This window comes from Bythopirellula sp. (genome assembly GCF_041737835.1).
In the GTDB taxonomy this organism is placed as follows: domain Bacteria; phylum Planctomycetota; class Planctomycetia; order Pirellulales; family Lacipirellulaceae; genus Bythopirellula.
Genome location: NZ_JBGSQY010000021.1, coordinates 385,885 through 402,931, shown reverse-complemented (window position 1 = coordinate 402,931; position 17,047 = coordinate 385,885). Strand labels below are relative to the sequence as shown.

Below are 17,047 nucleotides of genomic sequence, written 5' to 3'. Positions count from 1 at the left end.
ACCATGGGCATGATCAAAGAATTCAAAGAGTTCGCCATGCGCGGCAACGTCGTCGATATGGCCGTGGGCATTATCATTGGCGGTGCGTTCGGCAAGATTGTCAGCTCGCTGGTAGGCGACGTGATCATGCCAGTCCTTGCTAAGTTGACCGGCGGCGTGAATTTTACCGACCAGTTTATCTGGCTCGGCGAAGGTGCCAAACCGGCGACCCTCGCAGCCGCTAAGGCAGCTGGTGGGGCCTACCTCGGTTGGGGTGCGTTCGCCCAGAACGTGCTCGATTTTGTAATTATAGCTGCCGCCATTTTCGCGATGATCAAAGTCATGAATTCACTGAAGAAAACGGAGGAGGCACCCCCGGCAGCAACCCCCGAAGACGTGCTTTTGCTCCGCGAAATTCGCGATCAACTTGCGAAGAAGAGTTAACCACAAAGACACAAACGGCACTAAGAAATCTTTGTGTCCTTAGTGCCTTTGTGGTTCTCAATTATTCAAAGATGGTCTGCATGAGATCCGTGGTGCCCAGCGTGCGCGGGCTGATCAACAGTTCCCCCGCTGCGAAGCCCGCCATATAGCCGTAATTCGCGGCCATTGATTCGATTCGTGGATAAATGTACTGCTTTGCCGCCGGAAACTGAGTTTTGTAACAGCGCACCGCATTGAGCTTCGCTTCGAGCGTGTCGCTGATATCGACAACAATCTGCCCTGCCCCCTCCATCGGATTCGCGCGATGCGATTCCAACGTGTAATACATTTGCGCGGCAATCGAATGGGGCGGCAAATTCGTGAAGTCGACATCCCACTTCGTGAGCCGCGAATAGAACACGGCCGCATCGGTGATTTGCATCGCTTGCCAATGGTCGGGAGAGGCCATCGGCGTTTTCTCGCCCAGTCCGATCACCAGCCTTGGCCGATAACGGCGGAACTCAATCGCCAGCTTCACCCGCGCTTCATAGGAATCGAACAGCTTGCGGTTGGGCAAATCGAGCGTCAAGCGCACTTGCACTCCTAGTATCGAAGCGGCCACCTTAGCTTCGGCCAAGCGTTCCTCGGGCCCTGATGATCCAGGAGTGGGTTCACCATCAGTGAGATCGATGATTCCCACGCGATAGCCTTGCTGCACCAATTTGGCGAGCGTCCCGCCGCATCCGATTTCCACGTCGTCGGGGTGAGCCCCCACGGCAATCACGTCGAGTTGTTCCACTTCACTGTTGGTCATGCTTTTCGCGACGGCCAAAAGCCGCTGTCCTCTCGAATCCGTGCTAGTTGTTCTCGCGATTCTTGGGATATCGGCTGCGTCGAACCTAACTGTCCGGCGAGAAATAAGATTTTGCAGTACGCATCCAGTACTTCCATCAAGTTATAAGCCAACTGCAAGCTCGTTCCAAACGTGACCGCCCCATGATTGGCCAGCAAACAGGCATTGGACTTATCCACGAACGGCAAAATCTTGCGGGCGAACTCAACGGTCCCCGGAGTTTCGTAGGGCACAATCGGCACTTCACCCAAAAACACATCGGCCTCGGCCATCGTTCCCATCGGCACAGATCGACCCGCGATGGCGAACGCCGTCGCATGCGGCGGATGGCAATGCACAACGCTCAACACATCGGGCCGTGCCTTCAAGATTTCCAAATGCAAACGGACTTCACTCGAGCAGCGTTTGTCGCCCGCGAGTTGCTTCCCGTTCATATCCACGAGGCAAATATCTCGCGGCTCCATGAAACCCTTCGAACACATCGTCGGCGTGCAGAGTATCTGCTCATCGTTGAGCCGCACACTGATGTTGCCGTCGCTGCCGGCCACGAGTTCGCGTTGCCACATCCGCTGGCCTATGGCACAAATCTCGGCTTGGATCGACTCGATTTTGTCCATAATGAATAATAGCCGCTCGCGGCTTAGCGCCATTAACCGTGTTTCGCCCCGCCAATGATCACCCGTCGACCCTCCACACGAATCTTGCCGCCGGCAAGTAACTTCAGTACATGGGGCAGGGCCTCTTTTTCCACGCTGAACACCCGCGCCGCCAGCGACTCCGCCGTGTCGTCGTCAAACACCGGCACGGGCTGCTGCCAAATGATCGGCCCGTTGTCGTATTCATTATCGACGAAATGCACGGTACAGCCAGTCACCTTCACGCCGCAATCAAGCACGGCTTGATGAACATGATGACCATACATGCCCGGGCCACAGAACGACGGAATCAACGAGGGATGAATATTCACCACGCGGTTCGTAAAATCTTCCGGCACGGGAGCCAATTTCAAAAAACCGGCCATCACGACGTAATCGACACTCGCGTTCCGACAAGCAGCAAAGATCGCATCGCCGTATTCAACGTCAGTCGCAAACTTCTTGCGGTCGAAAATCGCCGTCTCGATGTTCGCATCCGTGGCGAATTGTAACCCGGCGGCTTTCGCACTGCTAGAAATCACCAGCCGCACGTCGACGGGCAGTCCCTTCTCCTCCGCGGCTAGGTCCAACAAATTTTTGAGCGTACGCCCACCACCAGAAATGAGGACCGCGATCTTGATGGGTTCGACGGGCGTGCGGCTCACAGCGACACCTGCTGCAAGCTTCTAAACCGTAGCCCCAAAGGAGTAAATAGTCTCATAGCAGAATCGAATGATAAATTATCAAATAGGCTGAACGTAAAGCTTAGCAGAAATTCCATTTATAATAATTTCCGCGGGAACAACATCACTAAGGGAACCAAAGGCTAGAGGAATTTTATCTCGTTCAAATCCGAATTGGACAGAAAGAACTTCGTTTTTAATATATTCGATCCAATCTTCAGTTGCCTTTTTCAGTTCCGGGTTATCGGTTTCGAGTGCAACAGCAATTCGGTCCGTAAACTCCAGACCAATCAATTTCCGGTGGTCCTGTATAGCACGCACTAAATCTCTTGCTAGTCCTTCAGCCAACAGCTCCTCGGTGATCTCCGTCGCCAACACCACGACTACGCCTTTGTCATTCGCCGCGGCCCAACCCGGTTTGGCTTTGATGCGAATCTCGACTTCCTCGGCCGTGAGGGCGACTTGTTGGCCATCTATTTCCAAATCGATTTTGCCGTTGTCGCGAATGTTTGCCAGCAACCCCGAGCCACTTTGCTGGGCCAACACGCCCTTCAACTTGGGTAGCAGTTTACCGAGCTTCGGTCCCAGCAACTTGAAATTCGGCAGCACTTCGTGGTCGACGTACTTCTCGGGCGTGTCGGAAAATTCGACCGCTTTCACGTTGAGTTCCTCAGCAATCACGGCCGCATGTTCTTCGAGCCACTCGCGATGCGTCACGTCAGCCAGAATCACTTCCACCTTGGCCAGCGGCTGACGCACCTTGAGCTCCGCGGCGCTGCGAGCCTGCCGACCCAGGGAGGTGATCAATCGTACCAAATCCATTTGCTCCGATAGGGCTTTGTCGAACTTCGCGTCTCCCAGGGGATAATCGCAAAGGTGCACGCTCTCGGGCACGGAATCGTTGAAGATTGCCACCGCCAAATCCCGCCACAGCTTCTCGGCCAAAAACGGCACGAACGGCGCGATCAATTTGCTCGTCGTGATCAAACATTCGTAGAGCGTCCAATACGCATCAAGCTTGTCGGTGCTGCGTGTCTCCTTCGCCCAATAGCGGTCGCGACTCCGCCGGACGTACCAATTCGACAAACCATCGACAAACGCCGTGATGGCCTGACAGGCTCCGTAGTTGTCGTAGGCATCCATCCGCTCGACGACTGCCGCGCAGGTGGCGTGGAGTTCGCCTAAGACCCAGCGATCGAGTTCGTTGCGTTCCGCGACTGGGCGGTACGACTCCGCTCGGGCGAAGTCGTTGGGGGTGAGTTGCACGGTGCCGCCGCTCGCTGAAGCGAGCTCGCCAGCGGGGTTGAATCCGTCGATGTTCGCGTAGATCGTGAAGAAGCTGTACACATTCCACAAACGCAACAGGAACTCGGGGATACTATCTTTGATCGCCTCTTCGCTGTAGCGGATCGACGTCCACGGCGGTTGATTGGCAAACAGATACCACCGCAAGGCGTCGGCACCATATTTGTCGAAGATCTCATTCGGCTCGCGGTAGTTCCGCTTGCTCTTGGACATCTTCTGGCCGTCTTCGCCAAGCATCAGACCCAGCACGATGCAGTTTTTGAACGGATGAGGATAAGATGTCGAAGCAGGAGCGTTAGGATTTTTTTTGGACAGTAGCTCTGCATATTCAATCTTTCCGAGTGTACTCTCATAAGATTTCACAGATGCTGCAATAAGCTCTTCCTTATTGGGCTCCGCCATGATTTCAGAAATCTTAAGCGGAATTCTTCCAAACATGAGCGTGCTGATCGCCAGTTGGCTGTAAAACCAGCCACGTGTCTGATCGATCGCTTCGCTGATGAAGTCGGCGGGGAATTGAGAATGGAATTGCTCGGCGACTCCGGGCGCTGACGGCTCGCCTTTGTAACCCCATTGGGCGAACGGCATCGCGCCGCTGTCGTACCAGCAGTCAATCACCTCGGTGACGCGCTCCATCCGCGCCCCCTCGGCATAGGGCGAGTCATAAGTGATCGCGTCGATGTAGGGCTTATGGATCCGCAGATCATCAGGAAGCTCAGGATTCGCCGCTTTCGCCGCCTCCCACACCTCAAACCCAGCCGCTTGCGGCTTAGCGGCCAACTCCTCATAACTCCCGACCGCTTCCATCTTGCCGGTTTCACTGCACACCCAAATCGGCAGCGGCGTGCCCCAATAGCGTTCGCGCGACAAGGCCCAGTCGACGTTCGATTCCAAAAACTTGCCGAAGCGTCCGTCACGAATATGCTCGGGAAGCCAATTGATCTTCGCATTGTTGGCGAGCATTTGGTCCTTGTATTCGGTCGTCCGAATAAACCAACTCTCGCGCGGATATTGAATCAGCGGATCTTCTTCCGCCCGCCAACAGAAGGGGTAATCGTGGAGATATTGTTCTTGGTGAAACAACAGCCCGCGAGTCTTGAGATCGCGGATGATGTCCTTATCGCAATCTTTCACCCAGCGACCACGGCAATATTCGGGACCTTCGTCGGTAAACTTGCCATTAGCAGCAACAGGATTCAAAACGCCAGGGACCGAATTAGACTCCAGAATATCACGTTCCCGTTGCAAAATACCAAAATCGTCCTCGCCGAATGGTGGTGCAATATGCACAAGCCCAGTTCCAGAATCTGTAGTTACAAAATCAGCTGGAACAATGAACCACCCATGCCACCGGACACTATTTTTATTTATCCAATCACGGATTCGGTCTTCGACAATCTGTAGAGACTCCTCGCGGCTGATATCACCAACCGTGACTCTACTTACGAAGTACTTTGTACAGAAGTCACGTAAAGGCAAAGAACTTACGCCACGATCTTCAGAGTAAGACAGCTTGCTAAATTCATTTTTTAAGCGACTATGATAATCCGTGAAGGGAGGTAGGTAGCGTCGGTTATGTAGCGATTCTCCAGAAAAAGGTCCCCTGACCCTTTGCAACTGAGTCTTTTTCTTTTCTTGAATACTTTTAACAAGGTCTAATGCTACGATTAGTTTTCGTTGATTATCGTCGGGGTCAACAACTTCCACATAGTAGATATCTTTACTTACCGCGACGTATTGATTGCTCGGCAATGTCCAAGGTGTCGTCGTCCAGACTAGCAGCGATGTATCCGTTTCCTTGCCATCATCATCCAACAGCGGAAACTTCACATACACGCTCGGATCAGCCACCTGACGATAGCCCTGCCCCACTTCGCCAGCTGAGAGTGCCGTGCCACCCTGGGCCCACCACCAGACGATCTTGTGCCCGCGATACAGCAATCCGCGGTCAAACAGGTTTTTGAGGCTCCACCAGACGCTCTCGATGTAGCTTTGGTGGTACGTGACGTAAGCCGCGTCGAGATCGACCCAAAAGCCGAGCCGCTCGGTGAGTCGCCGCCACTCCTGCATGTAGCGCCACACACTTTGTTGGCATTTCTGAATGAACGGCTCGATCCCAAAGGCTTCGATCTCCTCCTTCGAGTGGATACCCATCTCTTTGCAGACTTCCACTTCCACGGGCAGGCCGTGGGTATCCCACCCCGCTTTGCGTTCGCAGCGATAGCCGCGCATCGTCTTGTAGCGGGGGAACAGGTCCTTGATCGCCCGGGTGAGGCAATGCCCCGGATGTGGCATGCCATTGGCCGTGGGAGGGCCTTCGTAGAACACAAACGCTGGAGCACCATCGCGAGCGGCTAACGACTTGGCATAGATTTCGCGTTCTTTCCAAAACGCACCAACGGCCAACTCGCGCTGAGGAAAACCTTCATTCTTATCAATCGTGGGAAACATGCTACCTGCGAAAAATTAAAGCGGGCCCAATCACTCTCGCAGGATCGCACCCAAGAAATTTAAACAGGAGGTAGCAGAGTGAGCAGAGTTGAGGTCTTACCGAGGGCCAGTTTCAGTCGAATAGAGCTACGACCAGAGGGATCTGGCCTGTAGTACTTTTAAGGATAGGAAACTTGTCCAGCATGAATCCAGATTCCTCAATCGCCTAGGCTCCCTCGGAATGACATGCATTCATCCTCTGCTCTCTCTGCTACCTCCTGTAAAGTAAACTATTCGTCGTCGAAGTCGGGATCGTCGCTAAACGGCGATTCGTCGTCTTCGTCGGTGTCGTTGTCGCCATCAAAGTTGTCGGGGAACTCAACGTCCTCTTTCAGATCGTCTTCCCAATCTTCTTCAAAGTCGTCGTCGAAGTCGTCATCGAAATCGTCGTCGTCGAAGTCATCGAACGGATCGTCTACTTCGGCAACCAGCGTCGAGGGCGACCAACCCCGCTTCCAGGTGTCGCTCGCGTCGCTCGTGTTGGTGTCGGTCAATCCTGGTGCTAGCAATCCCAAACCCATCTGTTCCACCTATTAAGTACGACTTCAAAACGGCTCAAAATGTTCACCGGTAACGACCTAACTCGTGTCGTGCGGGGCCTTTAATTGGCCTCGCTTAATTGTAGGGGCGGATTCTGCCGCACGACAGGCGTCCTTGTCAAGTTCTGCCGCGGGGGTAGGCATTCTGCCTGCCTCCAGACGCGACGTGCTGGAAGCATACCCCACGCACAAGCTGAAGTTGGTGAAATCAGCGATTCGGGGTAGACTCGACCCCCAGCCGCGCCGCATCGCGTTGCCCGGCAAATTGCATGTTTTCCGTCGGCCGCAAGGAGGCACCGATGTCGCATCCCCCGCTCCGCTTCGTTCATGCCAGCGATTTTCACCTGGAACGCCCGCTTGGGGGCGTGGCCGAAGTGCCCGCTGCCATGCGCGAACTGTTTCTCGAAGCCCCATTTAACGCGGCCCGGCACGTGTTCGAGACGGCCCTTGCCGAAAACGCCGATGCCCTGCTGCTTTCCGGCGACTTATTGAATTGCGAACTCGCCGGCCCGCGGGCGGTCGTGTTTCTCCGCGATCAATTCCAGCGGCTCGCCGATCATGGGATACCAATCTATTGGGCCTGCGGCGAGGTAGATGCCCCCGACACCTGGCCCGCCTGTGCGAAACTCCCGTCGAATGTCCATATTTTTCCTGTGGGTCGTGTCGAGAACATCGATCTGCTGCGTGAGGGCAAACCGATCGCGCGGATTCAGGGGATTAGCCGCACCCCCGGCATTGCCCCCGACGACACCGGTTTTCATCGCGATGCCCTGGGCCTGTTCACCGTCGGCGTGGCGTATGGTACGGCGGCGTCATCGGGCGCCGAAGGGGATCGTGTCGACTACATGGCTCTCGGAGGACAGCATCAACGGCAGACGGTCGATCAATCGCCAGGAATCGCCCACTACTGCGGTACGCCTCAGGGGCGGAACCCAAGCGAAACTGGCCCGCGCGGTTGCACCGTGGTTTACGTCGACGACGCCGGGCACGTGAAAACCAACTTCGTGGCAACTGATGCCGTTCGCTGGATCACCGAAGAGGTCGAGATCACCGCCGGCACCGAAGAAGATGCCCTGATGCTGCAAATCGAAGAACGCATCGGCAAATTGCAAACGAAACACCACGGCAGCGAATTGCTGATTACGTGGCACATCACCGGTCGTGGCAGCGTGCTCAATCACATTCGCACCGGCGGCATCAGCGACAAAATGGTCGAAGTCCTACGGGAACGCTACGCCAAGCTCAAACCGAGTATTTGGACCGTGGGCATCGAATGCGATTCGCCGCTCGACGTGCCGCAGGAATGGGTCGACGAAGAAACGATCATGGGCGACCTGTTGCGGGATTTCCGCAAGCTCGAAAACGACCCGCTGATCGATCTGGCGCTTGAGGAATTCCTTCCCGCGGAATTTCGTGAAACTCAGTTTGCCGAAGTGGCCGTCATCCAACCCGAAGAGCGGGCCCAATTGCTGTGGGCGGCTTCCAAGTTGGGGGTCGACCTCATGGATGGCGAAGAAGTGCTGGCGAGTAGTTAGTGGCAAGCGTTGTTAGTAAGTAGCCGCGATTCGACGAATCGCCGGGGACAACAAAATGAAAATCACCGAAGTACACATCGACGGCTTTGGCGTTTGGAACGACCTCAAGCTGGGCGGGCTTTCGCCACAACTCACGGCGTTCTACGGGCCCAACGAAGCGGGCAAAACCACGCTCATGCAGTTCATGCGCTGCGTGTTGTATGGCGTTTCACCGAAGCGTCGCGGCCGCTACTTGCCACCAATCAACGGTGGTCGTCCCGGGGGATCGCTTCGCGTGCTGGAAGATGGCCAGGCGCTGCACATCAACCGCATCGCCGACCGGGGAAACGACGACCTGGGCCTTGTGACGATCATCGACGATGCGGGCCATGCGTCGGGGGATCGGCTGCTCCGCGAATCGCTGGCCGGTGTCGATGAAAAAACTTATGAGAATGTTTTTGCCCTGGGGCTTGGCGAGATTCAACAGCTCAACACACTAAGTGATACCCAAGCCGCCGAGTGGCTGTACCGACTCACCTCGGGACTCGACCGTGTTAGTCTTTACGATGTGATCCAAGGCCTGCGAAAGACTCGCAAGGATTTGCTCTCCGGGCGGGAACAGGATTCGCTCATCGCGCAACTACTAACTCGGCGTGAGGTCTTGCGTGGCGAAATCACGCAGCTTTCGCAGCAGAACCGCCGTTGGTCGCAGCTGGCGATTCGGATCGACGAACTCGATGCCGAAATCTTGGCCCAGGAATCCAAGGTTGCCGAACACGAACGCCGCGCTCGCACGATCGAAATCGCTGTCGGTCTGAAAGAAAATTGGCGCCGTCGCGCTAAGCTGACTTCGCAGTTACAGCAATTCAACACTGCGGTGCAACTCCCCGACGATGCCGCCGCGCGGCTTGATGGTCTGAATCGTAAATTGGAAGAGCATCAGCGCGAAGCCGATATTATTGAGGGCCAACGTCGACAATTGCGGGAAGAAACCGAGCGGCTCGGGATCAACGAATTGCTGGTTCACAATACTGCCCGCATCGATGCCCTCGCCGAGCAACGGGATTGGCTGATTTCGCTCGACCGCCAGATCGGCGATCTTGATGGCGAAGCTAAAGAACTCAACAAACGTCTGACCAACGAGCAAGAACGCCTGGCGTCGGCGCTTGGCGTTGCGAAGAGCGATCATCTCAAACAACTCACGACCGCGGAATTTGAAAGCCTCGAACCGCTGCTCGAAGATATTCAATCGGCTCAGAAAAAGGTTGATTCCGCCAACAAGGAAGTCGACGCCCTCACAGAGAACGAGCGTTCACTCAAAGTGCGGATCGACTCAGCCATCGTCGGCGGGGAATCCCACGGCCTGCCGATGGACCTGGAAGAGGCAAGCGATTTAGTCGCCCGTCTGCGCCGCCGCTTGCAAGTCGAGCAACGGCTGGAACAAGCTCGCAGCCACGAAATCGATCTCGAACATCAAAGCCACGAACTGCTCGAAGACCAAGTGATGCCATTATGGGCGTTCGGCTGGACCTTTGCGATCGTCGTGTTGGGGATGCTCTTGGTTGGTTTGTGGTTATGGGTGCCAAACAATCCCATCGGAAATAGCGGCGGCATTGTTGCCATAGTTGGTCTTGCTGCGGCCGCATTTATGTTTGTCTTCAAATTCTTCACCGAAGACGCCGCGGCCGACAAGCTTGAAGCCTGTCAGCGACAAATGGAATCGCTCTCGCGGCAACGTGAAGAAGCCGAGCGTGAAAAAGAAGTGCTCGATGCCGAGTTGCCGATCACTGATGGTTCGGTGGTCTTACGCCTCCAAGCCGCGGAAAAGCATCTTGCGGAACTCGAGAACGTTTTGCCTGTGGAAGCTCAACGCAAACGGGCTGGTCACGAAGTTTCCAGCGCCCAATCGCGGCTTGAACAGGCTAAGGCCCAGTTCGATAAAGCCTCCACAGCTTGGCGGAACAAACTTGTGGGTCTCGGCATTTCCGAAAAACTCGACCCGCTACGCTTCGCTGCTGTTACCGAACGCTTCGCAGCCCTTGGTGATTTGGAAGAACGTGTCGCCCTGCGTCGCGAGGAAATCATCGCCCGTCAACGCGAACATGCAGCGCTATCACGACGGATCCACGACATTGCCCAGGAAGTTGGTTGTGTGCTTGTGCCTAAGAAGAAAGAGGGAGCCAAATCGGCTGCCACCGCCGAGGCCGACGAGCTACCGCTGGCCCCAGTGGTCGATCAATTGGAGCACTTAATCGCCGAACGCCACAAACAACTGGCCGGTGTCGAACGTCGCACCGAATTGTTTGAACGAGCCAAAGAACTTAAGGCCCAGGAACGCGAGCATCGCCGCACCGTGGCTGGCATCCGCCGTCGTCGTGAAGGGTTGTTCCATGCCGCCGATTGCGAAGACGAAGTCGGTTACCGCCGGATGATCGAAGAGCAGCAACAAATCCGCAATCTTCGCAACCAGCGCGAAAGCGTATCGCGCGAGATCGTCGCCGCCATCGGCACGCACGCCAGCGAAGATACCTTTGCATCACTCCTTTCGCCCGAGAACATCGACAAGCTCGACGAGATGTGGGAAAAGTTCTCCGCCGAACTCGATGCGGCCCAAACCGACCTGAAATCACTCGTCGATCAACGGGGTGCCCGTCGGCACGAGCAAAAACTGCTTGCCGAAGATCGTTCGCTCGCCGAGCGGCAGCTGGAGCTCAGTTGCCTGGAAAAGCAACTCGACAATGCTCGCCAAGCGTGGCGCGAACATGCCATCGTCAGCCGGGTGCTCGAACGCCTACGGCATCATTACGAAAAGCACCGCCAGCCGGAAACGCTCAGCGAAGCCAGCCGCTATCTGTCGCAACTCACGGGCGGCGAATACGTGCGAGTTTGGACCCCCATCGCCGACGATATTCTCCTCGTTGAAAATTCCGCCGGCCAATCACTTCCCGTCGAAGTACTGAGCCGCGGCACACGCGAGCAATTGTTCCTCAGTATTAGGTTGGCAGTTGTCTCGACTTACGCCAAACGGGGCATTCAACTCCCCATGGTACTCGACGACGTGCTGGTGAACTTCGACGCAGTTCGCACGCAGCGCGCCGCCGAAGTGCTTGTCGGCTTCGCCGTGGGGGGTCATCAGTTGATGATCTTCACTTGTCACGAACATATGTGGCAGATGTTTAAACCTTTGAACGCCGATTGCCGCCGCTTGCCCAACCGCTTCGGCGAGACCATTGAACTTATCCCCGACGAGCCAATCATCGAGCCCGTTGTAGAGGAAGTTGTTGACGAAGTGCCTGTCGTTGAAGAACCGAAGGCTAAGAAGCCTCGCAAAACCCGCCGCGTCGTGGTGCAGGAAGTGATCGCCCCCGAGCCGGTCGATTTCTACGACTATCCGTTCACCGAGCGCATCGAGCAGGAAACAATTCGCACGCCAGTAGCCGTAGAAACAGCTACGGTCACGGAATACACGGTTCCCGTGGCGGAAACAACCTACGAATGGATGATCGACGAAGAAGACGCCCGCTACGACCGCCTGTTCCGCGACCATCTCGAGCCGCGCCGGGCTTAATCGACTCTTTGAATTAAGCCAGTGTGCTTCCAGCTTGACTTGCCCCGGCGAGTCGGTCGAATTGCTGTCGCAGATACACAACCGCTACAAGAATCATCAATAAGCATATCGATGAAAAAACGAAGTACTGTTCGATAGATGCTGAGGAATCGGTCAAATTGGCTTGTTGCGTGTTACCGCTGAAATCATAGACCAGCCGAATTAGATAGCCACATAAATTGGCAGCCATGTGGACGACGATACATGGCCCCACGCTTCGCGTGCGATAGTAAACCCAGCCCAAAAAACACCCCAACACTAAGCCTGTGACGAATTGCCATGGGTTGAGGTGGGCCAAACCGAACAACAGGCTTGAAACAAAAATCGCCGTCAGCGGCCGGTAACGTTGAAGAAGCCCATCGAGCATTATTCCTCGGAAGATTAACTCTTCCAGCACTGGCGCCGCTATTACGAAAAAAACAAACGTTGCAAAACCGGTTTGCGATGCCATTTTCTGGATACTCTCGTTCGCCTCCTCGGGCATCGGTATCAAACTCGTAATAGGTCCGATTACCCCCAGAAGTAGCGCAACGGAGACAACGATTAAAGGAAAAATCAGTTTCCAAGAATCAATTCTAAAATTATAGATCGACTGCCCAGATTTTCGTTTACGAATTGAATGCACGATAAACAACGTCAAACCCATGGCGGTGATATAGTACAACATCATCGCAACTTCGCTACTCAAGCGGCCCGTGAGCATGAACAACGGTGCGCAGCCAATCATGACAAAAATCATGATGAATAAAATACCAAAACTTTGCCAGATCGAGGGATATGCGCAGTAGGAAGCTTCGCTTGGGGGCGAAGAAATCACGGTTTCCAGTGGTGAAAACGTGTCGATTGCAGACACCAACTCTTGATCCAGCGATTCCATAGCGCACCTGTGAAGAGAGGCGAGACGCAGATGAAGTCCTGATTCTACCCTGTTACGCGAACTAACTGGTAGCACCAAGTTTGATTAATATTTATGGCTTTTGTTAATATTTCAGTATGACATCCACCCAATCCCAAATCGACCAACTCAACGATCAACTCGAGGAACTCGCCGGCAATCTGGCCGAAGTTGAAGGCCGCGCGCAGTTGGCTTTGAAAAACCAGCGTCGCGCCCGCTGGCATTCGTATTACTACAAAGGAATTTTGGCTTTGCGCAAGCCCGAGGCCAATTACGCCATGTGGACCACCGGCGTGCTGACGATTGGCCCCGCCGCTGGGATATTGTTGACCTTCGTGGTGGGGATTCTGCTTGGTCTCCCCGGCGGAGCGATTTTCTGGCTCGCCATTCTCGCGGCAATAATATGCTTTCTGGCACTGAGCGTGATGTTGAATTTCCCCGCCACGCGTGCCCTGCCCAAACTTATCGCTGACAAACGATTTGAAGAAAAAGAGTTCCAAGACGAAGCGGCAGAACTGACTGAAGAAGCCAAACTGGTCCAACAAAAAATCGCGTTGACTCAAGCCACGATCGTTGAACTTCGACTGGCCGACGTTGCCAAGCGAGAGCAACTTCTCGAAAGAAATTGGCTGGAGATGCGCGACGCCGAATGGGATGACTACGTCGCCGAGGTGTTTGCCGCCTTGGGTGCCCAAGCGGAACCCATGCCCGACAAAGACCATGGGATCGATTTGCTTGTTCGTTACGGTGCTTCGATGATCGCCGTGGAATCGCAAGGCTACATCGGCTCGGTGGGCATCGAAACCGTCAAGCAAGCCGTTGCGGGCCGCTTCCACTACGGTTGCGACCGCGCGGCTGTGATCACGAATAGCCGCTTTGCCGCCCCGGCACGTGCCTATGCCGCCAGCCATCAATGCTTTCTCATCGGCGAGCAAGAATTCCCAGCCTTCGTGATGGGGAGCAACCTTGAGTTGTTCAAGTAAGGCCGCCAATTATTGGGCTGGCGAAGAGTCCCCTTTGCTTTCATACTGTTCCATCAATTTTTTAACTTCGGCAGCTAATTCTGTCGGCGCTACATCCTTGGCTGCGATCTTTCCTTCGGGATCGATCAAATAAAATGTCGGCCACATGAGTACGTTGTAATCCTTGTGAATGGGCTGATCTTGGCCATCATACCAGCAGGGCCAATCGATTCCTTTTTTCTCGGCTGTGTCCTGTGCGACCGTAAGTTCTTGATCGTTATTAACTGCCAAGAGTGCAAACGGTTGACCACCAAAGGTTTCTATAAGTTTTTGTTCCTCGGGGATCATTTGCAGACAGGGACCGCAACCGGATGACCAGAAGGAAAGCAACACAATCTTACCCTTGTAGTCGCTCAATCGCAGCGGCTTTCCTCGCAAGTCGGTGCCAACGATCATGGGAGCTTCCTTGCCCACAATCAAATTTTCGAGTGCGTGTAAACTTTTTTTCGCTTTGTCACCTAAGGTCTTAACGTTGCGAAAATAGGGCTCGCTTTGTGTGATCTCAATATCGCCATAATGGGAAATGACATGCCGCATCAAGTCCACACTTTCAGTACGACATTGCTTTGGATCTACAGACCGCATGTACTCGATCCATTCAGGAGCTTTTGTTGAACGAAGATATTGCTCGAATTCCCCTTGAGGTTCAGCCCAAGCGTCGATTCCACCGTTGGCATGGAATTCATTGTTACGAGCAAGCCTTTCTGCTAGCGCGAGGTAAGCATATCCATGAGCCGCCACGGGCTGACGATAATCCTCCAAAATACTGCGCAAAAACTGCTCCCGCGCAGGCGAAGGATACTGCATCGCTCGTAGGCAATACTGGCGTATCTCATCACGCTGGGAATGGTGCTGTAAAAGCATATTCCAGGCAAATTTCTCCGGTTCATAAATGCCTATTTCACTGTTACCAACATTCGAGCATCGGGCGATGATCCAATAACAACATGCAAACGCAACGTCGTCATCTGGAACTTCCTTGGCCAAGGCCACGAACTCTGGCAAGAATTTCCAGCCAGGCCACGCTTGATAGTGTCGTATCTTTTCTGAATCCGGAGCATCATCAGGAAGTTGAACTTCCTGATATTCGGAAACAGCCGCGCTGTAGCTTTCTTCAAGCTCAAGCAACTTCTGCTGGCGCTGAGCGGAAGCCTCAATTTGTGTGGTTGTTACCAAGAAAAACAATGACGCTAATATCGTGTTCATGGAGTGCCTCGACTATGTGTCAGTCGTAGTGTTAGGACTATCTATTCAAATAGATGCAGCCAGACAGCCGACAGGGTTACAGATTCCCCAAAAATATTGGGAATTGGATATTCTCAGCCATATTGTCGACTGAAAAAGCAATTCTTATACGCTAGCCATCGAGCGGCATTGCTTAAGAGCATGTATTAGATAAGTCGCTCGAAAGCAGGAAATCTTGCGAGAATTTTGCCAGAATTTTTAGCGAGGCATCAACATGATTTAACAAGAATTCCCCGCCTTCGTGATGGGGAGCAACCTTGAGTTGTTCAAATAACTATTCGTCTCATTCTTAAGATTTGTGATTCAAACCATATTAATCACGCACGCGGCGGCCACTGATTCGCCGGGCGGCATCGTCGACCAGATCGCGGTACTTATTCCGCACGTCGAGATAGCTCCAGAACAAGTAAAGATTGCCCGCCCCCGAACCACTCAGTAGCACCCACGATAGCAAGAGTGGGAACGTCCCCGCCGAGCCAGCCAACGCGGCATCAAGTGCTTGTTGCTGGTATTGTTGAGGTTGCGGCTGGGCTTGAGGCTTGGTGTTCCAATTGAAATCGTTGGCCGTGGGTGTCGACGGTGTGCTGACCGTTTGAGCGGCTGGTGCCGGGTTGCGAACTGGTTCCTGGCCAATAGGCAAACCGTTGGCTCCTTGGATGTCGGCATTGGCCGGCTGATTAAGCATGTCACGGCGAATCTCCGCGACGTTGGCCGAGGACGGCGGTTGGTTCGGCGTGGGCGTGATCGCTTGGTCGTTGCCGAGATTCGGAGTAAACGCTGGAAATTCAGGCCCCGCAGGATTTCTAAGTGGCTCGGTGGCGGGGGGAGTATTGCGGTTGTCTGCCGTCGCAAAATTGTTGCTCGGTTGCTGACGATAATCTTGCGGAGCGTTGCTCTGAGGCACGATGTTGGAATTCGATCCTGCTAAGGACGAATATCGGTCCGTAGTAGCAGGAGCCGCGTTCAGATTGCTGCGTTGATTATTAACAGGCTGGCTCGGTGAATTATTGACAGTCTGTGGCATGCTTTGCCAATCGTTGGTCGGCGGTGCACTGATTGGTTGATCGAGTCGCCGACGCGTGTTCATGTTGCTCGTATCAGTGGGCATGATTTGCGCGGCTTGCTGGTTGTTTGCCGGTGCAGCGTTGGAACTTCCCGGCGGAAGAATCTGGGAGCTATTCCCTGTCGCAGGCTGCGCGCCGAACATTTGCCGAATGTCCTCATGAACCGTGTCACCCGCATTCTGCAAATTCTCGCCCAGTTGCTGACCTGCGCGATCCATGGCGTTGGACACACTTTGCCTCGTTTCGGGTGGCAAAATATCTTGGGTGGCCTGATCGATGTTGTCCCGAACCGCTTGCCCGCCGTTTTGCAAAGAGCGAGCAAACGCATTTTGCGTATCGGTGATCGGTTGATTAACCGGCAGAATCTGTCCGTTCACAGGCTGCTGCTGGTAGTTGTTGTAAGCGTTATTGGGCGCGGCATTGTTCGTCGTGTATTGCGTCTCAACAACGCCGTCTCGCGACTGTTTATCATCTGCAGGCCAGGGCTTGAAAGTTGTCGCAAGCGTCTGCTGTGGCAAATCGCCGTGGCCGACGGTCAAACGAATGCGACCGATGGGCCGCACGTGCTCGGGGACTTCCACGGACAAAGGAATTGAATCGCCCCGTTTGAGCGATTCGAGAAGTTCGGGCTCGATCTGGACGACGCATTCGTAGCTTTGACTGCCATCGGGCATCGGCTGCCAACCGCACACGATACCCATCAACGAAGCCAAGCCCAGCTTAAAAGCAAATGAGGCGACCAGCGCAGCACTCATGGTTGAATCCCTTCTTCGCGAAAATCGCGTCGCACAAA

At 54.4% G+C, this 17,047-nt stretch carries 12 protein-coding genes; 4 read left to right on the top strand and 8 right to left on the bottom strand.

Annotation, left to right across the window (positions count from 1 at the left end; genetic code table 11):
* Window positions 1–3: 3 nt before the first annotated feature.
* Window positions 4–423 (top strand): large conductance mechanosensitive channel protein MscL, encoded by a 420-nt coding sequence (mscL, locus tag AC6T8Q_RS06290; protein WP_500678255.1) that lies wholly within the window; start codon window positions 4–6, stop codon window positions 421–423.
* A 61-nt stretch (window positions 424–484) separates the two neighbouring features.
* Here mscL and AC6T8Q_RS06285 read toward each other — a convergent pair whose 3' ends face one another.
* From AC6T8Q_RS06285 to AC6T8Q_RS06265, 5 genes are all read right to left on the bottom strand, one after another.
* Window positions 485–1,216, bottom strand: a complete 732-nt coding sequence (locus tag AC6T8Q_RS06285; RefSeq protein ID WP_500678254.1) for a PIG-L family deacetylase — start codon at window positions 1,214–1,216, stop codon at window positions 485–487.
* On the bottom strand, window positions 1,213–1,872 hold the full coding sequence (locus AC6T8Q_RS06280; RefSeq protein ID WP_500678253.1) for a class II aldolase/adducin family protein: 660 nt from the start codon (window positions 1,870–1,872) through the stop codon (window positions 1,213–1,215). The genes AC6T8Q_RS06285 and AC6T8Q_RS06280 overlap by 4 nt, the downstream gene beginning before the upstream one ends.
* A gap of 32 nt (window positions 1,873–1,904) precedes the next feature.
* Window positions 1,905–2,555, bottom strand: coding sequence for a phosphoribosylglycinamide formyltransferase (gene purN / locus AC6T8Q_RS06275; RefSeq protein ID WP_500678252.1), 651 nt, complete (start codon window positions 2,553–2,555; stop codon window positions 1,905–1,907).
* A 78-nt stretch (window positions 2,556–2,633) separates the two neighbouring features.
* Window positions 2,634–6,329 (bottom strand): isoleucine--tRNA ligase, encoded by a 3,696-nt coding sequence (ileS, locus tag AC6T8Q_RS06270; RefSeq protein WP_500678251.1) that lies wholly within the window; start codon window positions 6,327–6,329, stop codon window positions 2,634–2,636.
* 269 nt (window positions 6,330–6,598) lie between these two features.
* Window positions 6,599–6,889: a hypothetical protein gene (locus AC6T8Q_RS06265; RefSeq protein ID WP_500678250.1), complete on the bottom strand. Its 291-nt coding sequence runs from the start codon at window positions 6,887–6,889 to the stop codon at window positions 6,599–6,601.
* A 317-nt stretch (window positions 6,890–7,206) separates the two neighbouring features.
* Between AC6T8Q_RS06265 and AC6T8Q_RS06260 the strand changes: the two genes are divergently transcribed.
* Together AC6T8Q_RS06260 and AC6T8Q_RS06255 are read left to right on the top strand one after the other, a co-directional pair.
* On the top strand, window positions 7,207–8,442 hold the full coding sequence (locus AC6T8Q_RS06260) for a metallophosphoesterase family protein (RefSeq protein ID WP_500678249.1): 1,236 nt from the start codon (window positions 7,207–7,209) through the stop codon (window positions 8,440–8,442).
* Between the two features lie 55 nt (window positions 8,443–8,497).
* The gene (locus tag AC6T8Q_RS06255; protein WP_500678248.1) at window positions 8,498–11,989 is read left to right on the top strand and encodes an AAA family ATPase; all 3,492 of its coding nucleotides are present in this window, start codon (window positions 8,498–8,500) and stop codon (window positions 11,987–11,989) included.
* Between the two features lie 13 nt (window positions 11,990–12,002).
* Here the strand turns inward: AC6T8Q_RS06255 and AC6T8Q_RS06250 are convergent, their stop codons facing one another.
* Window positions 12,003–12,905 carry a CPBP family intramembrane glutamic endopeptidase gene (locus AC6T8Q_RS06250; RefSeq protein WP_500678247.1) on the bottom strand — a complete coding sequence of 301 codons (903 nt, stop codon included), beginning with the start codon at window positions 12,903–12,905 and terminating at the stop codon, window positions 12,003–12,005.
* Window positions 12,906–13,021: 116 nt separating this feature from the next.
* Here AC6T8Q_RS06250 and AC6T8Q_RS06245 point away from each other — a divergent pair, with 116 nt between their 5' ends.
* Window positions 13,022–13,906 (top strand): restriction endonuclease, encoded by an 885-nt coding sequence (locus AC6T8Q_RS06245; RefSeq protein WP_500678246.1) that lies wholly within the window; start codon window positions 13,022–13,024, stop codon window positions 13,904–13,906.
* A 9-nt stretch (window positions 13,907–13,915) separates the two neighbouring features.
* Here AC6T8Q_RS06245 and AC6T8Q_RS06240 read toward each other — a convergent pair whose 3' ends face one another.
* Both AC6T8Q_RS06240 and AC6T8Q_RS06235 read right to left on the bottom strand, forming a co-directional pair.
* Window positions 13,916–15,151, bottom strand: coding sequence for a TlpA family protein disulfide reductase (locus AC6T8Q_RS06240; protein ID WP_500678245.1), 1,236 nt, complete (start codon window positions 15,149–15,151; stop codon window positions 13,916–13,918).
* 352 nt (window positions 15,152–15,503) lie between these two features.
* Window positions 15,504–17,009, bottom strand: a complete 1,506-nt coding sequence (locus tag AC6T8Q_RS06235; RefSeq protein WP_500678244.1) for a hypothetical protein — start codon at window positions 17,007–17,009, stop codon at window positions 15,504–15,506.
* Window positions 17,010–17,047: the final 38 nt, after the last annotated feature.